General features: G+C 55.2%; 18 protein-coding genes and 2 pseudogenes. 11 read left to right on the top strand and 9 right to left on the bottom strand.

Annotation, left to right across the window (positions count from 1 at the left end; translation table 11 throughout):
* Positions 1–70 precede the first annotated feature (70 nt).
* Entirely contained in the window at positions 71–1,975 is a 1,905-nt protein-coding gene (locus tag MUN84_RS05890; RefSeq protein ID WP_317239133.1) for a M14 family zinc carboxypeptidase, read from the top strand.
* An 11-nt stretch (positions 1,976–1,986) separates the two neighbouring features.
* On the top strand, positions 1,987–2,703 hold the full coding sequence (locus tag MUN84_RS23630; protein WP_317239132.1) for a hypothetical protein: 717 nt from the start codon (positions 1,987–1,989) through the stop codon (positions 2,701–2,703).
* Between the two features lie 82 nt (positions 2,704–2,785).
* Here the strand turns inward: MUN84_RS23630 and MUN84_RS05885 are convergent, their stop codons facing one another.
* The 3 genes from MUN84_RS05885 to MUN84_RS05875 form a co-directional block, all read right to left on the bottom strand.
* The gene (locus tag MUN84_RS05885) at positions 2,786–3,103 is read right to left on the bottom strand and encodes a hypothetical protein (RefSeq protein WP_244697044.1); all 318 of its coding nucleotides are present in this window, start codon (positions 3,101–3,103) and stop codon (positions 2,786–2,788) included.
* 570 nt (positions 3,104–3,673) lie between these two features.
* The gene (locus tag MUN84_RS05880) at positions 3,674–4,906 is read right to left on the bottom strand and encodes an S-adenosylmethionine:tRNA ribosyltransferase-isomerase (protein WP_244697043.1); all 1,233 of its coding nucleotides are present in this window, start codon (positions 4,904–4,906) and stop codon (positions 3,674–3,676) included.
* A gap of 176 nt (positions 4,907–5,082) precedes the next feature.
* Complete coding sequence (locus MUN84_RS05875; protein ID WP_244697042.1) at positions 5,083–5,856, bottom strand: class I SAM-dependent methyltransferase; 774 nt, start codon at positions 5,854–5,856, stop codon at positions 5,083–5,085.
* A gap of 228 nt (positions 5,857–6,084) precedes the next feature.
* Here MUN84_RS05875 and MUN84_RS05870 point away from each other — a divergent pair, with 228 nt between their 5' ends.
* Together MUN84_RS05870 and MUN84_RS05865 are read left to right on the top strand one after the other, a co-directional pair.
* On the top strand, positions 6,085–6,672 hold the full coding sequence (locus MUN84_RS05870; protein WP_244697041.1) for a hypothetical protein: 588 nt from the start codon (positions 6,085–6,087) through the stop codon (positions 6,670–6,672).
* Between the two features lie 167 nt (positions 6,673–6,839).
* Positions 6,840–7,040: a hypothetical protein gene (locus MUN84_RS05865; RefSeq protein ID WP_244697040.1), complete on the top strand. Its 201-nt coding sequence runs from the start codon at positions 6,840–6,842 to the stop codon at positions 7,038–7,040.
* A gap of 16 nt (positions 7,041–7,056) precedes the next feature.
* On the opposite strand, the gene priA is transcribed toward MUN84_RS05865, so the two are convergent.
* The 6 genes from priA to rpsF form a co-directional block, all read right to left on the bottom strand.
* Positions 7,057–9,603, bottom strand: coding sequence for a primosomal protein N' (gene priA, locus MUN84_RS05860; protein ID WP_244697039.1), 2,547 nt, complete (start codon positions 9,601–9,603; stop codon positions 7,057–7,059).
* Positions 9,604–9,673: 70 nt separating this feature from the next.
* Positions 9,674–11,695 (bottom strand): thioredoxin domain-containing protein, encoded by a 2,022-nt coding sequence (locus tag MUN84_RS05855; RefSeq protein WP_244697038.1) that lies wholly within the window; start codon positions 11,693–11,695, stop codon positions 9,674–9,676.
* A gap of 93 nt (positions 11,696–11,788) precedes the next feature.
* The gene (locus tag MUN84_RS05850) at positions 11,789–14,194 is read right to left on the bottom strand and encodes a GSCFA domain-containing protein (protein WP_244697037.1); all 2,406 of its coding nucleotides are present in this window, start codon (positions 14,192–14,194) and stop codon (positions 11,789–11,791) included.
* Positions 14,195–14,489: 295 nt separating this feature from the next.
* Positions 14,490–14,933, bottom strand: coding sequence for a 50S ribosomal protein L9 (gene rplI, locus MUN84_RS05845; RefSeq protein ID WP_188559153.1), 444 nt, complete (start codon positions 14,931–14,933; stop codon positions 14,490–14,492).
* 21 nt (positions 14,934–14,954) lie between these two features.
* A complete protein-coding gene (gene rpsR, locus MUN84_RS05840) occupies positions 14,955–15,206 on the bottom strand; it encodes a 30S ribosomal protein S18 (RefSeq protein WP_044002832.1) in 252 nt (83 codons plus the stop codon).
* An 8-nt stretch (positions 15,207–15,214) separates the two neighbouring features.
* Complete coding sequence (rpsF, locus tag MUN84_RS05835) at positions 15,215–15,589, bottom strand: 30S ribosomal protein S6 (protein WP_188559154.1); 375 nt, start codon at positions 15,587–15,589, stop codon at positions 15,215–15,217.
* Between the two features lie 379 nt (positions 15,590–15,968).
* On the opposite strand from rpsF, the gene MUN84_RS05830 reads away from it, so the two are divergent.
* The 7 genes and pseudogenes from MUN84_RS05830 to MUN84_RS05805 all read left to right on the top strand — a co-directional run bounded on the left by MUN84_RS05830 (position 15,969) and on the right by MUN84_RS05805 (position 24,636).
* Positions 15,969–17,318, top strand: a complete 1,350-nt coding sequence (locus tag MUN84_RS05830; RefSeq protein ID WP_244697036.1) for a cytochrome c3 family protein — start codon at positions 15,969–15,971, stop codon at positions 17,316–17,318.
* Positions 17,319–17,472: 154 nt separating this feature from the next.
* Positions 17,473–20,504 (top strand): annotated as a pseudogene (locus tag MUN84_RS05825) (TAT-variant-translocated molybdopterin oxidoreductase).
* Positions 20,505–20,582: 78 nt separating this feature from the next.
* Positions 20,583–22,039, top strand: a pseudogene (gene nrfD / locus MUN84_RS05820) (NrfD/PsrC family molybdoenzyme membrane anchor subunit).
* The gene (locus MUN84_RS05815) at positions 22,032–22,556 is read left to right on the top strand and encodes a DUF3341 domain-containing protein (protein WP_244697035.1); all 525 of its coding nucleotides are present in this window, start codon (positions 22,032–22,034) and stop codon (positions 22,554–22,556) included. The pseudogene nrfD and the gene MUN84_RS05815 overlap by 8 nt, the downstream one beginning before the upstream one ends.
* Complete coding sequence (locus MUN84_RS05810; RefSeq protein ID WP_317239131.1) at positions 22,556–22,942, top strand: hypothetical protein; 387 nt, start codon at positions 22,556–22,558, stop codon at positions 22,940–22,942. The genes MUN84_RS05815 and MUN84_RS05810 overlap by 1 nt, the downstream gene beginning before the upstream one ends.
* Before the next feature lie 50 nt (positions 22,943–22,992).
* Complete coding sequence (locus MUN84_RS23625) at positions 22,993–23,298, top strand: hypothetical protein (protein WP_317239130.1); 306 nt, start codon at positions 22,993–22,995, stop codon at positions 23,296–23,298.
* 9 nt (positions 23,299–23,307) lie between these two features.
* Positions 23,308–24,636, top strand: a complete 1,329-nt coding sequence (locus MUN84_RS05805; RefSeq protein WP_244697034.1) for a quinol:cytochrome C oxidoreductase — start codon at positions 23,308–23,310, stop codon at positions 24,634–24,636.
* Positions 24,637–24,658: the final 22 nt, after the last annotated feature.

The raw sequence follows: 24,658 nt of genomic DNA, 5'->3' as shown, positions 1-24,658 counted from the left end.
CGAAGAAAACGGGCAGCCAAAGCGCCTGCGTAGCATCTTTTCCGGCATTACACCGCACATTCTGCTTTCTTTGACTAGCAAACCTTTCCTTAATCCGCTGGCCATGGCCGGCGCTACCCCTACTTCCGTGCTTTACTCCCGATTACGTGCTGCCTGGCTTTGGCTCTGCGGTCTGTTGCTGGCGGCGTCGCCGGCGTTTGCCCAGTCGGCCGCTACCTCTGCTGGTCCGTTGCTTACTCCCCGCCAATTCCTGGGCTACGAACTAGGTACCCGGTTCACGCCCCACGCGGACCTGCTTCGCTACGTTGACCACGTAGTGCAGCATAGCCCCAGTCAGATGAAGCTGCAGCGCTACGGCCGCACCTACGAGAATCGGCCCCTGGAACTGGTGTATGTGGCTACCCCCGCCAACCTCAGCAGCCTCGATGATATCCGGCGCAACAACCTGCGCCTAGCCGGCCTGGAAAGTGGTGCTGTTGCTACCAAGCAGCCGGCTGTGGTGTGGCTTAGCTACAACGTGCACGGCAACGAAGCTGTGTCGTCGGAAGCCGTGATGCAAGTGCTCTACGACCTCGCCAATCCCCAAAACCAGCAGATGCAGCAGTGGCTCCAGAACCTGGTGGTAATTGTGGACCCCTGCGTCAACCCCGACGGGCGCGACCGGTACGCGCAGTGGTACAACCGCGTGGCCAACCAGCAGCCCAACGCTTCGCCCTTGAGCTGGGAACACCACGAACCCTGGCCCGGCGGGCGCTACAACCACTATTACTTTGACCTGAACCGCGACTGGGCCTGGCAAACCCAGCAGGAAAGCCGCCAGCGCATTGCCGTATACAACCAGTGGCTGCCCCAGGTACACGCCGATTTTCACGAGATGGGGCCCAATAACCCCTACTACTTCTCGCCCGCGGCCAAACCTTTCCACGCCGACCTCACGGAGTGGCAGCGCAAGTTTCAGAACATTATCGGCGACTACAACCGTAAGGTGTTCGATAAAAACAACTGGCTCTACTTCACCCGCGAAACCTACGACCTATTTGCCCCTTTCTACGGCGACACGTGGCCTTCCTTTAATGGAGCCATTGGCATGACGTACGAGCAGGGCGGTGGTGGCCCGGCCGGCATCAGCTACACCAAAACCGATGGCGATACGCTGACGCTAACCCAGCGCATTGAGCACCACCACGCCACTAGTTTGGCTACCATTCAGGCTGCCGCCGACCGCCACGACGAGTTGATTCGGGAGTTCCAGAAGTTCTACACCGATGCCCGCACCAAGCCCCGCGGCGAGTACAAATCCTACATACTAGCTGGCTCTTCTGACCCCGGCCAGGTGCGCGCCCTCACCCAATACCTCGACCGTCAACACATTAGCTACGGGTACGCTACCAAGCGCAGCAAGCAGCAAGGCTACAACTACGCTACCGGCAAAACCGAAGGCGTGCAAATTGAGCCCCGCGACATTGTGGTGAGCATGTATCAGCCGAAATCGACCTTGGTAAAAGTGCTGTTCGAGCCCCAGGCCGCGCTGGAAGACTCCCTGACCTATGACCTCACGGCGTGGTCCTTGCCGTATGCGTTCGGCCTGAATGGCTACGCCCTGAAAAGCAAGGTGGAGGCAAATGGCTCGCCAACTGCCACTCGGCAACCGACAACGGCCAACTCGCAACCAACAGCTAATCAGCCTTACGCCTACCTGGCGCGTTGGAATAACCTGCAGGATATCCGGTTCCTGGGCCGTTTGCAGCAGCAAGGCGTGAAAGTGCGCGTGGCCGATGAGCCATTTGAAACCGAGGGCCAGAAGTATCAGCGGGGTACGCTCATCATTCCGCGGACCGGTAACGAGCGACTTGGGGCGCGCTTCGATCAGCTGGTGCGCGCCCAAGCCGATTCGGCGGGGGTGCTAGTGCAGGCCGTGCAATCGGGCCTTTCTACTACCGGCGGCGACCTAGGCTCCCGCTCCGTACGCCCCTGAAGCAGCCCAACGTGGCTATTTTGGCGGGCCCCGGTGTTGATGCTACGGCTTTCGGGGAAGTATGGCACTTCTTCGAGCAGCAAATCGGCTACCCCGTGTCGGTGCTAGGTACCGACTACTTCAACAGCGTGCCGTTAAGCAATTTTGACGTGCTAATCCTACCTGACGGGGGCTACGACAACATCCTGACGGAGCGCGGGCTGGAAAACGTGAAGACCTGGGTTCGGGCTGGGGGCCGGCTGATTGCCTTGGAAGGAGCGTCGCGCTTTTTGGCGGGTAAGAAGGATTTTCTGCTGAAATCGAAGCCGGCTGATTCCGCTGGGACCAAGAAAAGCAATCCGTACGCCTCCTTGCGCCGCTACGCCGATGCTGAACGGGAACAGATTGGAGAGCGGGTGCAAGGCAGCGTCTACCGCGTACAGCTGGACAATACCCATCCTCTGGCGTTTGGCTACGGCAGTACCTATTATGCTCTGCTGCGTGATACGCCTAATTACCGCTTCTTGCCCCAAGGGGGGTGGAACGTGGGCGTGTTAAAGAAAAACAGCTACGCCGCCGGCTTCACTGGCCGCAAAGCCCAGCGCGCCCTCACCGACACGTTCGTGCTGGGAACTCAGGACCTGGGCCGGGGCCAGGTAGTGTACCTAGCCGACAACCCTTTGTTTCGAGCCTTCTGGCAGGGCGGAAAGCTACTGTTCGGCAACGCTGTATTTATAGTAGGCCAGTAAATACCAGTACTGTGCTAGACATACAAAAGGCCCCGCCGGTACTACCGGCGGGGCCTTTTGTATGTCTAGCACAAAGAGCAGATTAATCTACTACGTCTTCGGCTTTGTTTTTAACAGCTTTAGCGCCCTTTTTAACGGCACGGCCGGTTTTGTTGGCACCTTTCTTTACTACGCTACCCGTTTTCTTGCCAGCGTACTTTACGTCTTCTTTAGTATTGTATGCCTTTTGGCCAGCTTTCGTGCGGCCCGAGCGGGCTTCTACTTTCACCGTGCCATTGTCACGCTCTTCAATGGTTGTTTTAGCACCGGAAGCGTCGTCGCGGACAGTAGTTTTTTCGCCTTGAGCGAAGGCAGCCGTCGAGAAAACCACAGCGGCAGCCAGCATTAGTATCTTTTTCATGAGGAGAGTCTGATTGGAAAATAGATTCTGTGTCCTTATACGGCGTGGTAAAAATTGGTTGTGGAATCCTGCAGTCGTCCGGGACTCATCTAGCTGATGGAAGTGCCGCGGAATATCCTCTTGCCCGAAGCATTTTGCATGCTATATAGCAATGAAGAGCGTGAGCCCTTTGCGTGAGGCCACCACAGATTCGTCACTTCCAAGTAGACTTATGGAGATGTGAGAGACCTTACCGGGTTAGCCTGAATTGCCTTTTACTGCATGCAGCGCAGGTTTTTGCGCTGCTTTTTATTTGAGCTTTATAATATACGAAAAAGAAAAAATCGTAAAGCAAAGCGGGGTATTTTGTGCTTCACTATATTGACATTCGCAATATAGTGAAGCACAAAATACCCCGCTTTGCTTTACTTATATAGAAAAATTGTATCCGTAAAGCGTCTGCAGAAATCGCTCAGGAGCATAGCCAAGCGCTTTATAGTGGCGGCAAGATAAGTCAGGCCGCAATAGGTGCAAGTATTCTGAGGTAGTCGCACGGGAAAAGTGCCTTTCGCTTCCGCTATTACAAGCGCCTTAGGGAAGCAACAAGGAGGAGTCGCCGTAGCTTAGGAAGCGGTAGTTGTGGGTTAGCGCGTGGTCATACACGCGCCGCCAATCCGGGCCAATCAGGGCCGCCACGAGTAGAAGTAGCGTGCTTTCGGGCTGGTGGAAGTTGGTGATGAGGCCGCGCACTATCCTGAACTGATAGCCAGGAGCAATCAGCAGTTGTGTGGTGGCGTGCAGCGTGTCTGAACCAGTGGCCTCCAGGTGCGCTAGTAAGGCAGTTAGTGCATCGGTAGTGGCTACAGCCGGCCGGCTCTCGTAAGGTTGCCACTGGCTTACGTGCCAGGTGGGCTCGGCGGTGGGCTGCTCCACCAATCGAGCCCCGAGCCAATACAGGCTCTCCAGCGTACGTAAACTGGTAGTACCCACCGGAATAATAGGGTGGGGCATGTGTTTCAACAGGTGGCGCAGGGTAGCAGCCGTCACGCTGATGGGCTCCCCATGCATGGGATGGCCGGCCATCGACTCCGCCTTGACTGGTTGAAAGGTGCCCGCGCCTACGTGCAGGGTCACGTGCGTGGTAGCAACCGCGCGGGTTGTCAGCTCAGCCAGTACCGCAGCGGAAAAGTGCAGTCCGGCTGTGGGGGCGGCTACGGCCCCTTCATGAGCAGCGTACACGGTTTGGTAACGGACCGCATCGGCCGCCGTATCGGTTCGGTTGAGATAGGGGGGGAGAGGTAAGTGGCCGGCTCCGCGCAGTACTTCCGCAAAGGGCAATTGAGCCGGTTCCCAGCTAAACCGAATCAGGGCATAGCCTTCGCCTTGCTCTATCCGCTCCGCCGCAAGCAAGGCGGGTTGACCTGCTACCTCGAATTCTATCGTTACCAGGCCGGTTTTCCACCGCTTACCGTTGCCTACCAAGCATTTCCACACGCAGCTACCCGTTTGCTGCATGGCCGGCTCGATAGCCCGGTGAGGGGCTACCGGCTCCAGGCAGAACAACTCCACTATTCCGCCCGTCGGCCGCCGGGCAAACAGCCGGGCCTGCACTACCTTGGTATCATTGAAAACCAAGAGGCTGTGGGGCGGTAGAAGCGCCGGTACTTCGTAGAAGTGCCGGTCCGTCAGCGCGCCACGTTGGTACACCAAGAGCCGCGACTGGTCACGGTCGGGCAAGGGCTCAGACGCAATTTGTGCTGGGGGCAGCTGGTAGGTAAAGTCGTGGATGGAAAGCTGACGGGGGTCGGGCGTAGGAGCACTCATAGCCCGCAAAGATACTCCAGGGCGTAGCAGTATGACCTACTATACAGCACGGGACGAAACGCACAATGCCTATTGTATAGAGTCAAAGACTCTATACAATAGGCATTGTAGTGTTAAAAACGGCCTTTTCTGCTACCCCGCCACTCGTTCGAATAAATGTTGTGCCAATGCGCCTGCTATTTCTGGAAAAACAGCAAGTGCTGCTGGGGTAGGGTTTCAACGGAATCCGTAAGCCGCAGCCCGATGGCCGCCATTTCGCGCCGGACCTGGGCTACGCTCATCTTGTGAATGCGTTTGATGGCAACTTTCGGGTCTTCGGCTCGATACTCAACCAGTGCTACCCGGCCCGTAGGAGTTAAAGAATTACGGATGGCACGCATCATTTCCCGGGGGTGGTCAAACTCATGGTAAGCATCTACAATGAGCACCAGATCGACGCCTTTGGCCGGGAGGTTCGGGTTATCAGTCGTGCCCCGCACCGGTACCACGTTATGGATGTGTCGTTTCTCGGTGGTTTCGCGCAGGGCGGCCAGCATTTCCGGCTGAATATCCACAGCCAACACTTTGCCTTTAGGCACCAGCGGACTCATGCGAAACGTGAAGTAACCCGTGCCGGCACCAATATCAGCTACCACATCCGTTGGCTTTAGTTTTAGCTCTCGTAACAGAATATCGGTACCTTCCTCCTGCTGCCGGTCACTGCGTTCCAGCCAACTGGCACCTTCGTGGCCCATTACGTGCGCAATCTGCCGGCCCATGTAGTAGGTACTGATGCCATTAGGATCCTGAGGGGCCCGCCGCTCATAACCGCTTGTATCGGGTAAGGCGCGGCGCTTTTCTTCCACCAGCTGCGCGGCAGTGCTTTCGGTGAGCGGCTGCGTGCAGGCCCACTGCCCGAGTAGGAAACCGGCTGCGCCTAGGGAAAGCAAGTACTTTGTTGGGAGAGACATATGCACGGGTGCAAATAAACAGCGCAACCTTAACATCCTGGCGAACGGAACCGTTCGACTAGGCCAAAATCAACAAAAAATAACCCTCGCTTGCCTGCCTGCGTAGCCGAATAGAGGCCGAATTCAGGGAAACAGAACCACAGATTTAATCCAGCTTTCTGTTTTCGTTTTTTACTTTGGCCCGTACAAGACCCGTTTCCACACTATTCACCCTAATTTTTTTCGCACATGAAACACCTATCCGGACTCCTGCACAAGCTGACGGCCGTAGCTGCCGTGGCCGTAGCCCTCACCAGCTGCAACCGCGCCGAGTATGCCTTGCTGCCCAAAACCTCATCTGCCTACCACGGCACCCAGCGGGGTGTGGTTGTAGCCCCTGCTGTTACGCCCGTTGCCCCGGAAGCCACTGCCCCGGCTGCTTCGGAAACGGTAGCAGTTGAGGCTCCGGCTGCCACTACTACTCCCCAGGCACCGGTAATGGAACGCGAAGCTGTAGCTAGTGCTCCCCGCAAAGTAGCAGCGCCAGCTAAAACAGCTGCTGCACCCAAGCTTAACTTCGCTCAGAAAGCCATGGTAGCTAAGCTGGCTAAGAAGGCTGATAAGCTGGCCGCTAAAGTGCAGGTAAGCAAGAAGTCGGAAGTTGCTTCAAAGGAAGACGCCAACGCCATTAGCCGCAACATTAAACTGGGTATTATTCTACTGTTGGTAGGTGCTCTCATAGGTGGTATATTCAGTGGTATCCTTGGTTTGCTGGGTGGTCTTATTGCTATTGTTGGTGTAGTGCTGATTGTACTAGGCCTGCTCGACGAAGTATAAGCTCACTACTTGTCTAGATAAAAAGCCCCGACTGCTAATACAGCCGGGGCTTTTTTCGTAAAAAGTACTTTCGTGCTTAGAGCAATATTTCCTGCATCCCTATTCCATACCGTTATTCTTCCAAGGAAAACGGCCGGCGTCGTGTGCGGCGGGAAACTCGAAAAAACATGGCCCAGCCCGTGGGTAAACCGACGGCCGTTTCATCCGGCGACAATCCTCTGCGTCGGGTAGGATTAGGTCTGATTATCGGTGGTGGGCTACTGGCCGTAGCTGGCCTCGTATTAGGCGGTATTGGGGTAGGCTTGCTGGAGATTCCAGCCGCACTGCTGTTGATAACCGGTCTGGTGCTCTACCTTATTGGCTTCTAATTCGCACGACCTGACCCTACATCGGGTCCACGTCGGCGGCTATGCGCACCTGCTTGAACTCCTTCTGGTCGCGTACTAGCTCTACGGCCGCTTGAATATCGGCTTTGGCTGCGCGCAGGACCGTGTGCTCACGACTGAGTTTAATGGTGATTTCCTGCAGGTAGAAGTTGCGAATACGGAAAATGTAGGGTGCTTCCGGCCCTAACACCGCTTCCCGGCCCAGCCGCTCGACTAGCTCTTGGGTGAGCAACAGGGCGGCCCGCTCGCCTACTACAGCATCCATGTGTTTTACCGTGAGCCGAATGATGCGCATAAACGGCGGGTAGCCATGCTCGCGTCGCTGCAGAATTTCGTACTCGTAAAACTCCAGGTAGTCGTTGCGAATTACCTTATCGAAGATGACCTGCTGCGGGTCGCCTGTCTGAATAATAACTCGACCCTTCTTGCCTTTGCGGCCCGCCCGCCCGCTTACCTGCACGAACATCTGGAAGGCCCGCTCATGGGCCCGGAAGTCGGGGTAATGAATGATGGAGTCGGCATTGATAATGCCTACCAGGCTCACGTTGGCAAAGTCCAGGCCCTTGGTTACCATTTGGGTGCCTACGAGTACGTTGGTGTTTTGCTTTTCGAAGTCGGCAATGATTTGTTGGTAGGAATTCTTGGCGCGGGTGGTGTCCAGGTCCATGCGCTGCACGTTGGCCTGGGGTAGCATTACCTTCAGGTCGTCTTCCAGCTTCTCGGTGCCAAAACCCACAGTTTTTACGTTGCGCGACCCGCAAGCCGGACACTGCGCCACCATCCGCTCGTGGTAGCCGCAGTAGTGGCAGCGCAACTCGTGGCTATGTTTGTGGTAGCTCAAACTCACGGCGCAACTCTTGCATTTGGGTATCCAGCCGCAGTCGAGGCAGTTGATGAAGGGCGCGTAGCCGCGGCGGTTCTGAAACAGAATTACCTGCTCTTTGAGGGCTAGCTTGGTTTCCATTTCCGCCATCAGCTCCGGCGTGAAGTGATTGTGCATGGTTTTCTGCTCCCGGCTCTTACGGGTGTCGACCAGCACAATTTCCGGTAGCCCGGCCTCGCCGAAGCGCTTAGTAAGAGAAACGAGGCCGTAGCGGCCGGCGCGAGCCTGGTAGTAAGTTTCCACGGCGGGCGTAGCCGAACCCAGCAACGTCTTCGAGCCCTGGAAGTTGGCCATCATCAGAGCTACTTCGCGAGCATTGTAGCGCGGCGACGGGTCGTACTGCTTGTAACTCGACTCGTGCTCCTCATCCACAATGGTCAAAGACAGGTTATCAAAAGGTAGAAACACCGAGGAACGTACTCCAATTACCACTTGAAACCGCCCGGACAGCACCCCGTTCCACACTTCCACCCGCTCATTGTCGGAGAACTTGGAGTGATACACGCCCAGCCGCGAGCCAAACACGCGCATCAGGCGGGTTACAATCTGGGCCGTAAGGGCAATTTCGGGCAGCAGGTACAGCACCTGGCCGCCTCCGTCCAGCGCTTGCTTGATTAGCTCAATATAGATTTCTGTTTTGCCCGCACCCGTTACGCCATGCAGCAGCACAATGTCCTTTTCCTGAAACTGCCGCATGATGTCGTCGCGGGCTTCCTGCTGGGCGGGGCTCAGGGTGAAGTGCATCTTGGCCTCCGCGTCGTCCTCGTCCAGCGGAAAGCGCGACACGATGGTATCAAACTGCTCCAGAATGCCGTTTTTGATGAGCGTATTCACGGCCGAAGGCGAGAGGTGGGGCGCCGAGGTCAGGGCCGCCTTTTCAATGCCCTTGTGGTTGGCATGTTCGCTCTGGTACACCGGCACCCGCTGCAGGTAGCGCATCAGCACGTCCAGTTGCTTGGCTTTGGAGGACAGCTGCGCGAATAGCTGTTCCAACGCTGCCTCCGCTACCAAATGGTGGGCCAAGCGTACTTTCTTCACCACTTTAGGCGAGTACTTATCCTGCAGATGCTCAAACAGAAATACCACGTCCTTTTGCATCAGGGACTTGATGTACTTGTGAAAAGAAGCAATACCCAGCAGGTCGCCTACCTCAGTAAAGGTCAGAGACTTTCCTTCCTCGCCGGTGCTTAGCGCATCCACTACCTTCTGTTCCTGCTCACCAAGGGGGTAGGGGTTGGTTTCCGCGTCGAAGGCTGGGTGGAGCTGTACGCGGCTTTCGGAACTGAGCTTCAGGGCCGAGGGTAGGGCCGCGTTGATAACCTCGCCTAGGGTGCAGAGGTAGTACTCGGCCATCCAGCGGAAGAGCTTCAACTGGGGCTGCGTTACTACCGGCGCGTCGTCGATAAACTCCAGTATGTACTTGGCCTGATATTCCTTGGGCGGCGTTTCGTGCACGGCGGCCACAATGCAGCTGAGCGTGCGCTTGGCCCCAAACTGCACAATCACGCGCCCGCCTACTACCACTTGGTCATTCAGCTCGAAGGGGACGCGGTAAGTGTACAGCTTGGGCAGCGGCAGCGGCAGAATCACGTCGGCAAACAGCGTTACGCGGTCAGCGGCGGGTTCCGGCTGGGGCTGAACAAAGTCAAACGTGAGGCTCAAAGGGAAATCGGACTGGAAGCGGAGGATAAAGATAACACGGCGGCGGCCGGAACCGGCAGTTGCTTGGGCATCAAAGCTGGGCCAACGCTTCCGCCACGGAGTGCACCGGCTGCTGACAGGCCCGGTTAAAGCAGACATAGATGGTGGTCTGTCCGTTCCGGGCAGTGCGGTCTTGCAGCAGGGGCAGAGAGCTGCCAGCGCTGCCGCCGGACACCACCGTGTGGGGTAAGTAACGGCGGCTTAGCTCCTTGCGAAAATCTTCCGCTTCCGGCCCAACAATAGCAATTTCTGCTGCCGGCCGAAGTAGGGTTGTGTACAGGCCGGCCCAGTTGGCCATGCTCTGGGGCTCGTGCACAACTAAGGGTAGCACCTGCTGGAGCATGGTAGCAGCCAGTTCCAAGTATTGACCGTTTTCCAAATGCAGGCCTAGGCGATGCAGGTTGCGCGCCATTACGGAGTTGGATGCCGGAATGACATTATCAAATAACTCTTTTTTGCGCGCAATCAGCGTTTCTCCATTATCAGCCGTGAAGAAGAACAAGTTTTCCTGAGAATCTAGGAAATGGTCGAGCACGTAGGCTTTCAGGCGGTCGGCTTCGCGCAGCCACTCCTCCGCAAAAGTTGCCTCATACAAGCTGAGGTAGGCCTGAATCAGCAGAGCATAATCCTCTAGAAAAGCCGGAATGGTTGCACGCCCGTTTTTGTAGTTGCGGTGCAAGCCCTGGTCAGTACAAAGGTGAGTGCGTAAAAAACGGGCATTCCGGAGCGCCAGCGCCAGAAACTGCGGCTCAGCGAAGGCGCGGTAGGCATCCAGTAATCCCTGCAAGGCCAGCGCATTCCAGCCCGTCAGAATTTTGTCGTCCAGGGCTGGGCGCACCCGGGCCGCGCGGGCCACCAGCAGCTTCTGACGCCAGCCTTGGGCCTGTTCCGCTAATACTTCAGGGGGAAGCTGATGCGCTTGGGCAAAGGCAGCATCCGGGGTGCTGCGGTGCAGAATATTTACGCCATGCTCCCAATTGCCTTCGGCAGTACACTGGTAATAAGCAGCGGCCAGTTCGGCTTCCGTACCCAACACCTCTCGTAGCTCATCCATCGTCCAGACGTAGAACTTGCCTTCCTCGCCTTCACTATCAGCATCCAGGGAGGAATAAAATCCACCTTCCGGGCTTGTCAGCTCACGGCTCAGAAAGCCAACGGTGTCGTATACAACGTGGCGGTACAAGGGGTCGGCAGTTACCTGGTAGGCCTCCGCATACAAGCTCAGTAGCTGCCCGTTGTCATAGAGCATCTTTTCGAAGTGAGGCACTAGCCACTGCTCATCCACGGAGTAGCGAGCAAAGCCGCCACCAACCTGGTCATATAGTCCCCCCCAGGCCATGTTGCGGAGCGTCAGGTTGAGTTGGGCAAGTATGGCAGGACTGCCGGAAACGGCGTGGGCCTGCAGTAAAAAGCGCCAGATGCTGGGCATGGGAAACTTTGGGGCCCGGTTCAGGCCGCCTTGCTCCCGGTCGAACTTAGCTGCGAGATTGTACACCAGCAGCTTAAACTGCTCGTCTGATACGCCGGCGGTAGTATCGGGAGCCCGGTACTTATCCAACTCGCTGGCCTGAAGCACTTGCACAAACTGCTCGGCGGAGGCATTCAACTCGGCCCGGTACTCCCCAGCGTACCCCCGACCGATACTGGTAAGCAAGGACAGCCAATTGCCCGACGGAAAATAAGTGCCGCCGTAAAACGGTTTGGCATCGGGGGTAAGAAAAACATTCAGCGGCCAGCCGCCCTGTACCCCCATGGCGTGCAGGGCATCCATATACACCTGGTCCACATCAGGCCGCTCCTCCCGGTCTACTTTAATGCACACAAACTGCGCGTTCATCACCGCCGCTACCTGCAGATTCTCAAATGATTCGCGCTCCATCACGTGGCACCAGTGGCATGCCGCGTAGCCAATACTGACAATAATGGGCTTCCGCTCGCGCTGGGCCCGCTCCAAAGCCTCCTGCCCCCACGGGTACCAATCAACGGGGTTGTGAGCGTGCTGCAGCAGGTAAGGGCTTGATTCCTGGGCGAGGCGGTTCGGGTGAGCAGCCATGGGTAGTAAAAGTTGGAGCGAAGAAAAGGTCAGGCTTGCCCACTGGCAAGTAAAGGCAACGGCAGTGAGCAGCGCAAAAAGAAAACCCGGCCACTAGTGGCCGGGTTTTAAATCAGGTGTTTTCCGGAGCCTGAGGATCCGCGTCGGGCTTGCGGCGCGGGGGCGGGCCCGATGTTTGGGAGGCTCCGGGGCGGCTTCTGGCGCAGCTTCCAGAGTAGGCGCACTAGAAGCGGAAGCTTCAGCAGCAGGAGCTGGACGGCGCGAGGCTCGTTTTTTAGGAGTAACCGGCGAAGCTTCAACCGAAACTGGAGCAGCAGGAGCCTCGGCTGGAGGAACTGAAGCCTCCTGGGCCGCTGGGCGCTTCCGACTACGAGCTTTGGGAGCCGCTGGCGCTGCGGGCGGAGCTACCACAAGTGGCGTTGTGTCAGCAGGCGTTGGCGGGATAGGGGCGGCAGACTCGACAGGAGCATCTTCAGTAACTGTGGCTGCTTGAGGCTTTTTAGATCGGGCTGGCCGATTTGGGGTAGCCGGGGCTGTCGAGCGCCGATTGCGGCTAGTGGTGGGTTTAGCCGCTACCGTAGGCTCTGCTTGGGCTGCTACTGGCTCTGGAGAAACACTTGGAGCGGCTGAGGAGTCAGCATCTGAGGAAGATACTGTGGGAGCCGGTGTTGCTGGCGTTTCTGCAACCTGAACAACTGCAGATTCTGGAGCGGCAGGCTGGGGCGTTACATTGGCCTCATCTGGTACGGATGAGTTTGCCTCTACCTCATCCGGTGCAGCGTACAGTGGCCGGCGGGAAGTGCGACCAGCCGGGCGGTCTGCTTGCTCTGGCCTAGGCTCCCGTCGTTTGTTACGGCTGCGTCGGGGGCGCACTTCCGCAGTAGGCTCGGAGGCAGAGTCAGTGCTGTTGGCTGTATCGTGTTGCTCAACTACTTCTGGAGTTGGCTGGCTGACTTCGGGTTCTGGCTCAGGGGTAGGAGTAGGGCGGTTGCCCCGTCGCAGCTCCTCTTCCGTGATATACACCACTTCTGAGTCCGGCTCGGGGACTGATACTTCCTGGGCCTCTGCAAGTGCCGCGGGAGGAGTAGGCTCTGTAGCTTCCTCCGCACTAACCGAAGAGGTAGCGGCGCCAGCATTGTTTTCGGCGGCCAGGCGAGCGTGTTTACGCTTGGTGCGCTTGGCTCCCCCTCGGGACCGACGTTTCTTTTTGCGAACGGGCTCGTCAGGGCTCTCCACCGAATCAGTATCGGCCGATTCCTCTGTCTCGTCGTCCTGTTCTTCGGCCTGGTCTAGCGTGTACGCGTGCTCATAAGCTGATTCCGGGGTAATATCTGCCTCGTCCTCAGCTTCTTCATCGGCTTCCTCCGGCTCAACTAATAGGCCAGCACCAGGACGCACTAAACTAGCGGCCGATTCTTTGCCTTCCGCTTCCTCATCAGGAGCTACGCTGCCAATGTCTATTCGCTCTTCATCATCATTATACTCATCTATCTCCGGCTCCTCTGGTTTAGGCGCTGGAATGGGTAGGGCTGCTAGCTCACGTTCCACATGCAGCATTTCCATGCGCACATCGGCCTGAGAGCTAATTTTGCGCAGTCGCTCCAGCGTTGCTTCCAAAAACTGGCGGTGCTCGGGAGCAGCCGCGTGCAAAGGTCGGTGGCCCAAAGCCTGCCGAATACCTTCCCACTCTTTTTTGAAGCGCCCAAAAGCGGTATCAAAATAAGTACGGGTAAACCGCTCCCAGATGTAGTTCTCCGCTACCTCCGAGGGGTGAAGCATGTCGGAGGCGTAAAACCGGTAGTCGCGCAAATCATCCAGCAGCAACTCGTAGGCTGGGAAGTAGGAAACATCCGGCAGCAGCTCGCTGAGGTAATGGCACGCCACCCGCAGCATCGACTTGCTAGCGGAGTTCAGCACCAAGGTTTCCTTTAGGTGCCGAACTGGGCTTACGGTCAGGATGAAGCGCAACTTGGGGTTGATGCGCCGTAGATAAGCATGCGTTTCTGCCACGGCTGCAATAATGTCATCGGCCGTGAGCATTTCCCGCTCAAACTTCTCAGCCGGAACCTTGTGGCAGTTGCTGATGATTTCATCCGTTTCGCGCAAGCGGTAGGCGTATGCCGTGCCTAGGGTAAGCACAACGGCATCGGCCGTTGCCAGAAACACACCAGCCTCCCGCGTAAGGGTTTGGATATGTTGGAGCAGAGCTACCGGATTATCGGCCCCTACCTCGGCGTGCAAGTCATAGCTCTGCCAGCGGCCCCGGGCTTCTACCACATGTTGTTGCCAGTCTATGTCCTCGCCCGCTGCGGCTCGCAGCAGTTTGCAAGCCGAAAGTGGGTTGAACACGGTTCCGAAGGGATTTACCATCGTCGCAACCTTAAAGTCAACGAGGCGCGAGCCAATAGAATCCGAAAAGCAGGAGCCTATAGTCAGCACCCGCGCCGAAAGGGGCAGCTGTTGCGAATGGGGCGTGAGCGGTAGTTCAGTACGAAACATGTGTGTGAATACGGCCTTTAGCGGGCCAACGGATAGGCAACCTACTCAACATCCCGCGTTCAGCCAAAAGTGCTGTCCAAGGAGAGAAGGTAGCCACCAGGGGAGAGGCGAGGATAGAAATTAGCTATACGATAGAGAAACCCCGATATGTTTCTCATTGCTAGTGCCACCCGCTTAATGGCAGCCTGTATTGGCCCAACCGTGAGGCGGCACAGGTTTACCTAAAAAGAATAAAGTAAAAGCGCCCGGCTGCCAAAGCAACCGGGCGCTTTCAAAACGCTGGTTCGTGCGTAGCTTACTCGGCTACTACGTTAAAGCGAACTTTGTGCTTCACCTCGCGGTGCAGATCAACCGTGGCGGTATACGAACCTACTACGCTGGGCTCTGAGTCGAACGAGAGACGCTTGCGCTCCACGTCAACACCTTTCGCCTTGAGGGCGTCGGCCAGCTGCAGGGTAGTTACGCGGCCGAAGATTTTGCCGCTCTCACCTACTTTGGCAGGAATGTCGAGTACTACGTCACCGATTTTGTCGGCAATAGCCTGCGCATCGGATTTCACCTTCTCAGCCTTGTGGGCAGCCTGGCGTACGTTCTCCGCTACGATTTTCTTGTTGGTTTTGTCGGCCAGAACGGCCAGACCCTGCGGGAGCAGGTAGTTACGGCCGTAGCCGGGCTTTACAGTAACAACGTCGTTCTTGTAGCCCAGGCCTTTAACGTCGTCTTTCAGAATTACTTCCATGTCAGTACTACGGTTGGCGGGTTACTTCAGCGAATCAGTTACGTAGGGCATTAGAGCCAGGTGACGGGCTTTGGCCACGGCCTGAGCAACTTTGCGCTGAAACTTCAGGCTGGTACCAGTGATGCGACGGGGCAGGATGCGGCCCTGCTCGTTTACGAACTTCAGCAGAAAGTTCGGGTCTTTGTAGTCTACGTACTTAATGCCGTTCTTCTGGAAGCGGCAGTATTTCTTGCGCGTATCCTGCTTGTGGATTTTTTCGTTGGCGAGGCTCATCTTTTCTACTACTGGGCTACGGCTTCCGATTGTTTAGCTTTCTGCTGGTTCATTTCGCCCTTGCGGCGACGCGCACCGTAGGCTACGGCGTGCTTGTCCAGTACAGTGGTCAGGAAACGGATAACCCGCTCGTCCCGGCGGAACGCAAGTTCCAGCGTGTCTACGACGTTACCTTCGCCGGTGAACTCCACGAGGAAGTAATACCCGGTGTTTTTTTTCTGAATTGGGTACGCCAGTTTCTTGAGGCCCCAAGCTTCAGTGTTGATGATGTCGGCGCTATTTTCCTTAAGCACCTGCGAGAACTTCTCGACCGTCTCTTGCACTTGGCTCTCGTTCAACACGGGAGTCAGAATGAAGACCGTCTCGTAATTTCTTACTGCCATTACGACGGGGTGAAAATTGTGTGAAAAACTAAATGAGGGGCAAAGATAACAGGATTTGCCGCAACAACTACGCTACCCTCCAGTTAAAATTACAAAATCCGAAGTTCTAAGATTTTGACTCTCAGCAATGAAACCTTCTGCCGCGTAAGAAGTTGGCAAGTAGGAGGGTGTCGCAAACTGAGGTTGAACTAAGGAAGACAGCTAGTTTGCTAGCACATACACCTATATATAAGGTGAGTGATTTCTGCATTTTAGAATGATTCTAAGCTTGCCAGCACGGGCGAAAATTAGCCAAGCCTGGTTTGTTCTCTGGGTTTCCCGACCTACATTTGTGGCCTTGAAGCACCCCCGCGTTTCTTTTTTCCAGTCAAATTGTGCTATGAATAGCATCCGACTTCGTCCCCTTTCCCGCCTTTTTCTCGCTCTGTTCCTGACCGTTGCTACCCTTGGTGATTCTTTCGCCCAGGCTGTGGGCTCGGCTCCGGGCGTGAGCAAGGAAGGCGTGGCCCCCGGCGCTACGGCTGCCGCAACTCCCGCCACGGCGGTCGCCCCCGCTGCCGGTGGTGGCGACGCTGCTGCAATTGCAGCTGGCGATGCTCTTTTCAAAGGTAACTGCGCCCAGTGTCACGCCGTGAATGAGGTGATAGTGGGCCCAGCCCTAGCTGGTATTGCCAAACGCCGGCCCATGTCCTGGATTATTCCATGGGTGAAGAACTCCAGTAAAATGGTGGCCAGCGGCGACGAGTACTCGGTGAAAATCTTCAACCAGTACCAGAAGCAGCAGATGCCTAGCTTCCAGCTGTCAGATCAGGAAATTACTTCCATCGTGGCCTGGGTTACCTCGCAGGAGGGTCAAGTTACGGGTCCGAACGACAACGCAAACGGTACGGGTATTAAGCCCGGTGAACAGGGTCCCGCTGGCGCTGACGTAGCTGACGCCGGTGCCGGTAGCAAGTCGATGAACATCCTGCTCATCGTGCTGGTAGTGGTGCTGATTGTATTAGTGGTAACGCTGGTCATCATCGCCAACATTATGAAGGACGTGCTCCGCGGCCGCAAAGACCTTGATGGCCGTGACCGGGAAGTACTTGAGCAGCGTTTCGATTTCTCGAAAATCTATAAGTCGACGGCCGTTCGTGCTATTGTGGGTGTTGTATTCGTGTTGGCTGTGCTGTACGAAACCATCCAAGGCGCTATGGGTGTGGGCCTGACCCAGGGCTACCAGCCTACCCAGCCGATTGCTTTCTCGCACAAACTGCACGCCGGTGAGCACCAGATTAACTGTGCTTACTGCCACACCTCGGTGTACAAGAGCCGTTCGGCTAACATTCCTTCGGCAAACATCTGCATGAACTGCCACTCGCAGATCAAAACGGAGTCGCCGGAAATCAAGAAGATTTACCGCGCCATTGAGCGTAAGCAGCCCATCCAGTGGGTGCGCATTCACAACCTACCTGACTTGGCTTACTTCAACCACGCCCAGCACACGCAGGTAGGTGGCGTCGAGTGTCAGACTTGCCACGGTCCAGTCCAGAACATGGACGTTGTGTACCAGTATTCTCCCCTGACTATGGGTTGGTGCATCAACTGCCACCGCGAAACGCCGCTCAACACCAAAGGCAACGGCTACTACGACAACCTCGTGAAACTGCACGACAAGTCGAATGGTGCTGTACCTTTCACAGTGTCGTCGAACGGTGGTACGGAATGCTCGAAGTGCCACTATTAATATCATAGGGCCTCCGGCTCTAGGAAGCTTGGAAATCATTGCCAAATTCCTAGAGCTGGAGACCCCACTTCCCTTTAAAAAAGCCTGCTTAGAGACCGTACGGAGCTGATATCCGCGTCCCTAAGTCTCTAAGACCCTAAGTTCCAAAAACACGATGCAAGAGTCGCCTAAGTACTGGAAGGGAATTGAGGAACTGGAGAACTCACCGGAGTTCGTGAAGAATGCACTCACTGAGTTTGCTGACTTCCTGCCGGTGAAAGAATCCCATGGCAGCGCTGATGCCACGGTTGCGCCCCGCCGCGACTTCCTTAAACTAATGGGCTTCGGTCTTGCCGCTGCCACCCTCGCCAGCTGCGAAACCCCCATTCGAAAGGCTATTCCCTACCTCAACAAGCCAGAAGAGGTTGATCCGGGTATTGCCAACTTTTACGCTTCCACCTTCTTCAACGGCCAGGATTACAACAGCATCCTGGTGAAAACCCGCGAGGGTCGTCCGATTAAGTTTGAAGGCAACCCCGAATCGCCCATTACCCGTGGTGGTTTATCGGCTCGTGCCCAGGCAGTAGTACTCAGCCTCTATGATGGCGGTCGTCTGCAGCACTTCGCTAAAAAGGGAGTTAAGATTGACAAGGATCAGTTGGACCAGGAGGTGCGTAGTGCATTGGCTGGCGCTGGCCGCGTAGCTATTGTATCTCCTACCATCATCAGCCCCTCTACCAAGAAGGTTATTGCTGAGTTTGGTGCCCGTTTCGCGGGTACTGAGCACGTGATGTATGACGTCGATTCGGCTTGCGGTCTGTTACGGGCTAATGGTGGAGTCCTACCTGCCTACGACTTCAGCAAGGCCGATGTAATTGTAAGCTTCGGTGCTGATTTCCTAGGCACGTGGTTGTCACCGGTTGAGTACGCTCGCCAGTACATCACAAACCGCAAGGTGTCGCGCGAGAAACAGACAATGTCTCGTCACTTCCAGTTTGAGAGCAATATGTCGCTGACCGGCTCCAATGCCGACGTGCGCGTACCGCTCAAGCCCTCAGAAATGGGAGAGGCAGTACTGGCAGTGTATAACGGCTTGGTCGGCGGTGCTACTTCAACCGATAAGCGTCTGCAGACGGCCATCTCTGAGCTGAGCCGGGCCGGCGCGCGCGGCTTGGTAGTAGCAGGCTCAAACGACCCAGCTATTCAAACACTGGTAACGGCCATTAATCAGCGCCTTGGTTCAGCTGCTGTTGATGTTGCGAATCCTTCCATGGTTCGTCAAGGCGACGATGCTCGGATGGCCCGGTTGCTCAATGACATCAAAAATGGTCAGATAGGTGCGGTTATTTTCTACCATGCCAACCCTGTGTTTGACCACCCCATGGGTGCTGACCTGGCCGCCGCTTTGAAGGCTGGTAAGGTTAAGACTACGATTTCGCTTAACGACCGGCTGGATGAGACCGGCGAGCTATGCACGTATGCTGCTCCCGATCATCACTTCCTGGAGTCATGGAATGACTACGAGCCGAAGCGTGGCTCTTTGAGCATCGCGCAGCCCGTAATTACTCCGTTATTTGCTACCCGTCAGGCGCAGGATTCACTACTGACTTGGGCTGGCAGCCCCACCACTTACTACAACTACCTGCGCACGCAGTGGCAAGGTGTACTGGGCGGTGACTTTAACAAAGCTTGGGACAAAGCAGTGCACGATGGTGTGGCTACGGGAACAGCTTCCCCAGCTCCAGTAGCTCAAGTTGGTGCCGCTTTAGACGTCAATGGAGCTATCAGTGCCATCAAGTCGGCACCCAAGCCTTCGGGCATTGAGCTAGTAATTTATGAAAAGGTAGGTATCGGTAACGGTTCGAACCTCTTCGCAAATAATCCCTGGTTACAAGAGTTGCCTGATCCGGTAACAAAAGCCACTTGGGGTAACTACGTGACAGTACCACGTGCCTACGCTGCTGAGCAGAAGTGGGAGCAAGGCGACGTAGTTAAGGTTACAGCCAACGGTAAATCAGTTGAGTTGCCCGTGCTGATTCAGCCAGGCCAGGCCAAAGGAACTGTAGGCATTGCATTAGGGTACGGCCGGGTGCGTGGTGGTAAAGTGGCCAATGAAATTGGCGAGAACGTGCTACCACTGGCTACGATGCGTAATGATGCCATCATCTACAGCAACGCCGTTCAAATTACCCCCACGGGAGCTAAGTCGCCAATTGCGCAGACACAGACTCACCACACCATCATGGACCGCAAGCAGGTAGTTCAAGAAGCTACGCTGAAGCAGTACATCAAAGACCCCAAGGAGGTAACGGAATACGAAAAGATTTCTACCCCGAAGGCTTGGAGAAGCCCAACAAGGTTTCTCTGTGGCAGGACTACGAGTATAAGAACCACCATTGGGGTATGGCCATCGACCTCAACTCCTGCATTGGCTGCGGCTCATGCGTGATTGGGTGTCAGGCTGAAAATAACGTTGCCGTAGTTGGCAAGCAGGAGGTAATCAACCGGCGCGAAATGCACTGGATGCGTATCGACCGATATTACAGCTCCGCTGCGCACAAGTCAGACTTCGAAGATAAAGGCAAGCTAGATACCTATGCAGCCATGGAAGATCCTTCGGAGAACCCGCAGGTGATTTTCCAGCCCATGCTGTGTCAGCACTGCAACCATGCTCCCTGCGAAACGGTGTGCCCAGTATTAGCTACTACGCACAGCTCGGAAGGTCTCAACCAGATGACCTACAACCGTTGCGTAGGTACGCGTTATTGCGCTAACAACTGTCCGTACAAAGTGCGTCGTTTCAACTGGTTCTCGTACTACTCTAATGAGAAGTTCGAAACTGTGAACGGCCACATGTTCACTGACCTCGGCCGCATGGTGTTGAACCCGGAAGTAACGGTTCGGGCGCGCGGTGTTATGGAGAAGTGCTCGTTCTGCGTGCAACGGATCCAGCTCGGTAAACTGGAAGCTAAGAAGCAGAAGCGTCGTCCGCAGGATGGCGAGGTTGTTTCAGCCTGCGCCCAGTCCTGCCCCACGCAGGCCATCGTGTTCGGCGACATGCGCGACCCCAACTCCCGTATATCGCAGATTCTGCGTCGCGAAGATGGTGAGCGTGCATTCCACGTGCTTGACACCATCAACACGCAGCCGAATATCACGTACCTGACGAAGATCCGAAACACGGAGTCGTCGGAGTTTAACGCCTAGAATTTGAGCCACGGGGGAGGGCAGTAGTGCCTAGTGTAGTATTGCCCTCCCCATCTACTCCTTTAAGTCCAAAAAACTATGCAGCACGTATCGCCTGTACGGGAGCCGCTCGTTACCGGGGGAAAACGTACCACGACGTCACTCAGGACGTGTGTCGCCAGGTAGAAGCCGCCCCAAACATCCGCTGGATGGCCGCTTTGAGTGTCGCCCTCTTACTCCTCGGTGTCTTCTTCTATTCCGTTTACCGCACCCTATGGTATGGTATCGGAGAGTGGGGCCTAAACAAAACCGTTGGTTGGGCCTGGGACATCACCAACTTCGTGTGGTGGGTTGGTATAGGTCATGCCGGCACCCTGATTTCAGCAGTATTGCTACTATTCCGTCAGAAATGGCGCACCTCCATTAACCGGGCAGCTGAGGCAATGACCATCTTCGCTGTAATCTGCGCGGCGATGTTCCCAGTTTTGCACATGGGTCGCCCCTGGCTGGCTTTCTGGGTATTCCCTTTCCAGAATACTTTCGGTTCGCTGTGGGTAAACTTTAACTCACCACTGTTGTGGGACGTGTTTGCCATTTCGACCTACTTCTCTGTGTCGCTGGTGTTCTGGTATACGGGTCTGGTTCCTGACTTTGCTACTATTCGTGACCGGGCCAAAGGTCCAATTGCTAAAGTTGCTTACTCACTGTTGAGCTTCGGCTGGAAAGGTTCGGCTAAGCACTGGTCGCGCTACGAAACGGTTTCGCTGATTCTGGCCGGTGTTTCTACCCCGCTGGTACTATCGGTACACACCATCGTATCGATGGACTTCGCAACTTCGGTTGTGCCGGGCTGGCATACTACCATTTTCCCTCCCTACTTCGTTGCGGGTGCAATCTTCTCCGGCTTCGCCATGGTACTCACGTTGATGTTGATTACCCGCGTAGTATTCAAGCTGGAAGACTACATCACGATTGAGCACATTGCCCTCATGAACAAAATCATGATGATAACGGGCTCTATTGTAGGAGTAGCGTATATCACTGAGTTTTTCATTGCTTGGTACTCCCAAGTTGAGTTTGAGCAGTATGCCTTCATTAACCGGGCTACGGGTCCTTACTGGTGGGCTTACTGGTCGATGATGACCTGTAACGTAATTACTCCGCAGCTGGTGTGGATTCGCCGCGTACGTTACAGCATTCCTCTGACTTTCGTACTGTCCATCATTGTGAACATCGGTATGTGGTTCGAGCGCTTCGTAATTATCGTAACCTCACTACACCGCGACTACCTGCCTTCGAGCTGGGTAATGTTCTCACCCTCCATTATCGATATCGGTATTTACGTGGGCACGATTGGTCTATTCTTCACCCTGTTCCTGCTATTCGCCAAGTTCTTCCCCGTGATTAACATGGCCGAAGTGAAGTCGGTATTGAAGTACACAGTGGATAATGGCCCGACGTACACCGGTCACGATCCGCATCACCACACTCCTCAGCCTGCTACCACCCACGGAGTTCCCGCCTCGGCCTCTGTAAACTACGATAAGCATGACTAAGCGCTTCGCCCTCGGCATCTTCGACGACGAAGACGTGCTGCTGCACGCCGTTGAAAACGTCCGCGAAGCGGGCGTTAAGATCTACGAAGTTTTTACGCCATTCCCCATCCACGGAATAGATGACGCTCTTGGTATTGAGCGTTCACGCCTTCCTATTGCGGCCTTCTTTTTCGGCCTCACTGGGTTGAGCTTTGCCCTCTGGATGCAGATCTATATGCTGGGTTTTGACTGGCCTATGATCATTGGTGGTAAGCCTCACATTGCCCTACCGGCTTTTATTCCTGTATCCTTCGAATTGACGGTACTGTTTTGCTGCCACGGTATGGTGATTACTTTCTATACCATCAGCAAGCTTTATCCGCGTTGGAAAACACCCGTGCTGGATGTGCGCTCAACAGACGACAAGTTTGTGATGGCTATCGAAGTAAATGAGAACACCGATATGACGAAGCTAACTCAGTTGCTGCGTAATAATGGTGCTTCGGAGGTGAACCAAAAAGAAATGTCTAAGTTCTAATGACGCATTCGCTGAAAGTAACTCTGCAAGCGTCGGCGGTTCTGCTGGCATCGGTGTTCACCACCGCCTGCAACCGAGCCGATGACCCCGGTTTGGAATATGCTCCTGAGATGTACGCCTCACTTCCGTATGAGCCGTTGAAGCAGGAGCAATCCAACAAGATAAATCCCATGGGCCTGAACATGCGCGTTCCGGCAATAGGAACAGTGCCGCGTGGAAAAGCCAACTACTACACGCACATTGCCAAGGATGATATTGCTACGGCTGAAACAAGCCTGCGCAATCCTTACTCCTACACCAAAGACGCTTTGGAGGAAGGCAAAACGCTCTACGTCCGTAATTGCCAGCATTGCCACGGCGAATCGGGGCTGGTGATGGACCGGTAGGAGCGAAATTTAAAGGTGTTCCGAATTACTCGGTAGGCGCTTACAAAACCATGAATGACGGGCATATTTACCACGTTATTCAATGGGGAAAAGGCCGTATGATGCCCCACGGCTCCCAGGTCAATCCGCAGGAACGCTGGAAAATTGCCATGTACGTTCGCATGCTGCAGCAAGGTAAAGGCCCAGATGGAATGACTGATTTCCTCAAGGCTAGCGGTGTGGCGAATGCCTCTGTTGCGGATTCCTCGCAGACTACCGATTCTCAAACGCAAGCACCCGTACAGGAAGCTCAGGCCGATAAGGCCTCTCAGACTCCTGGCGCAGGTGACAAAGCACGTAACGGCACGGCACTTTAATCTACTCCTATGGCAACTCTGACGCATCACGAAAGCGTTACGGCTGAATACCTGGAGGTTTCGCCGAATGCTCGTAAAAAGTTTATCCTGATCATCGTAGCCGGTGTCATTGTTCTAGCAATCGGCTTATTGCTGGCTGCTTTAGGAATTGGCGCTGAGCATCACGAAGGTGCCGCAGCTGCGCATGGCGCTACTAGCCACGGGGCCGGCCCCGCTGCTGGTCACCACGGTAGCCCCGCTTGGCTCAAACGTCTCATCGTAAGCCTTTGGCATAACAACGTATTCTTTACCGGCGTTTCAGCCATTGGTACGGTGTTCATGGCTATTCAGTATGTCGCTTATGCTGGCTGGTCGGTGCTGATTAAGCGTATCAACGAAGCACTTAGTGCTTGGCTGCTTCCTGGCTTGGTAATCATGGTTGCCGTATTTCTGGTAAGCTTGATTAACAATGACATCTTCCATTGGACGATGCCTGGTATCATGGAAAAAGGCAATGCCAACTACGACGCAATTATTGCTGGTAAGTCGGGATTCTTAAATATTCCGTTCTATCTGATTCGGATGGTCTTGTTCCTAGGCCTGTGGGCGTTCTTCACTAAACGCCTGCGTGACCTATCATTGGCCGAAGATCTAAATGGTGGTACTGAGTACTTTCACAAGAGCATCAATGTCTCGGCTTTGTTCCTAGTTATCTACGCGGTTACGTCGTCGATTTCCGCCTGGGACTGGGTAATGTCGGTTGACACGCACTGGTTTTCTACCATGTTCGGCTGGTACGTATTCGCCTCTTGGTGGGTATCAGGTATTGCTGCCGTAACACTGTGCACCATTCTGCTTAAGCAAGCCGGCTACCTGCGTTTTGTGAAAGAAGGCCACTTGCACGACTTAGGTAAGTTCATGTTTGGCTTCAGCATCTTCTGGACCTACGTGTGGTTCTCCCAGTTCATGCTGATCTGGTATGCTAACCTGCCTGAAGAATCGGTGTATTACAATCAGCGCTTGGGCGGCTTCAACGGCCAGTATACCTGGATGTTCTTTGGCAACCTGATTATCAACTTTGCATTCCCCTTTCTAGTGCTCATGACTCGGGATGCAAAGCGGCAAATGATCATGCTCAAAATTGTGAGCATTGCCATTCTAATTGGTCATTGGTCGGACTTCTATCTAATGCTGATGCCCGGAACGATGAAAGCCGAAAACGGGTTTGTAATTGAGATTGGCACGGCTTTGATCTTCCTTGGTGCATTCTTGCTTCTAATGACGAAGCGCCTTTCTCAGGCGTCCTTAGTACCGGTTCACCATCCGTTCTTGGATGAAAGCGTCCACCACACCACCTGATTTCAGCCGCTGAGTTGGGAGT

This window comes from Hymenobacter sp. 5516J-16 (genome assembly GCF_022919335.1).
Classification (GTDB): Bacteria; Bacteroidota; Bacteroidia; order Cytophagales; family Hymenobacteraceae; genus Hymenobacter; species Hymenobacter sublimis.
The sequence above is the reverse complement of the archived record's forward strand: the minus strand, read 5'-3'. Positions and strand labels throughout refer to the sequence as shown.

Coding starts and splice junctions, on each gene's coding strand:
- MUN84_RS05885 (WP_244697044.1), bottom strand. CDS start 3,103: ATGAAAAAGATACTAATGCTGGCTGCCGCTGTGGTTTTCTCGACGGCT.
- MUN84_RS05880 (WP_244697043.1), bottom strand. CDS start 4,906: ATGAGTGCTCCTACGCCCGACCCCCGTCAGCTTTCCATCCACGACTTT.
- MUN84_RS05875 (WP_244697042.1), bottom strand. CDS start 5,856: ATGTCTCTCCCAACAAAGTACTTGCTTTCCCTAGGCGCAGCCGGTTTC.
- MUN84_RS05870 (WP_244697041.1), top strand. CDS start 6,085: ATGAAACACCTATCCGGACTCCTGCACAAGCTGACGGCCGTAGCTGCC.
- MUN84_RS05865 (WP_244697040.1), top strand. CDS start 6,840: ATGGCCCAGCCCGTGGGTAAACCGACGGCCGTTTCATCCGGCGACAAT.
- MUN84_RS05855 (WP_244697038.1), bottom strand. CDS start 11,695: ATGGCTGCTCACCCGAACCGCCTCGCCCAGGAATCAAGCCCTTACCTG.
- MUN84_RS05850 (WP_244697037.1), bottom strand. CDS start 14,194: ATGTTTCGTACTGAACTACCGCTCACGCCCCATTCGCAACAGCTGCCC.
- rplI (WP_188559153.1), bottom strand. CDS start 14,933: ATGGAAGTAATTCTGAAAGACGACGTTAAAGGCCTGGGCTACAAGAAC.
- rpsR (WP_044002832.1), bottom strand. CDS start 15,206: ATGAGCCTCGCCAACGAAAAAATCCACAAGCAGGATACGCGCAAGAAA.
- rpsF (WP_188559154.1), bottom strand. CDS start 15,589: ATGGCAGTAAGAAATTACGAGACGGTCTTCATTCTGACTCCCGTGTTG.
- MUN84_RS05830 (WP_244697036.1), top strand. CDS start 15,969: ATGAATAGCATCCGACTTCGTCCCCTTTCCCGCCTTTTTCTCGCTCTG.
- MUN84_RS05815 (WP_244697035.1), top strand. CDS start 22,032: ATGACTAAGCGCTTCGCCCTCGGCATCTTCGACGACGAAGACGTGCTG.
- MUN84_RS05810 (WP_317239131.1), top strand. CDS start 22,556: ATGACGCATTCGCTGAAAGTAACTCTGCAAGCGTCGGCGGTTCTGCTG.
- MUN84_RS23625 (WP_317239130.1), top strand. CDS start 22,993: ATGAATGACGGGCATATTTACCACGTTATTCAATGGGGAAAAGGCCGT.
- MUN84_RS05805 (WP_244697034.1), top strand. CDS start 23,308: ATGGCAACTCTGACGCATCACGAAAGCGTTACGGCTGAATACCTGGAG.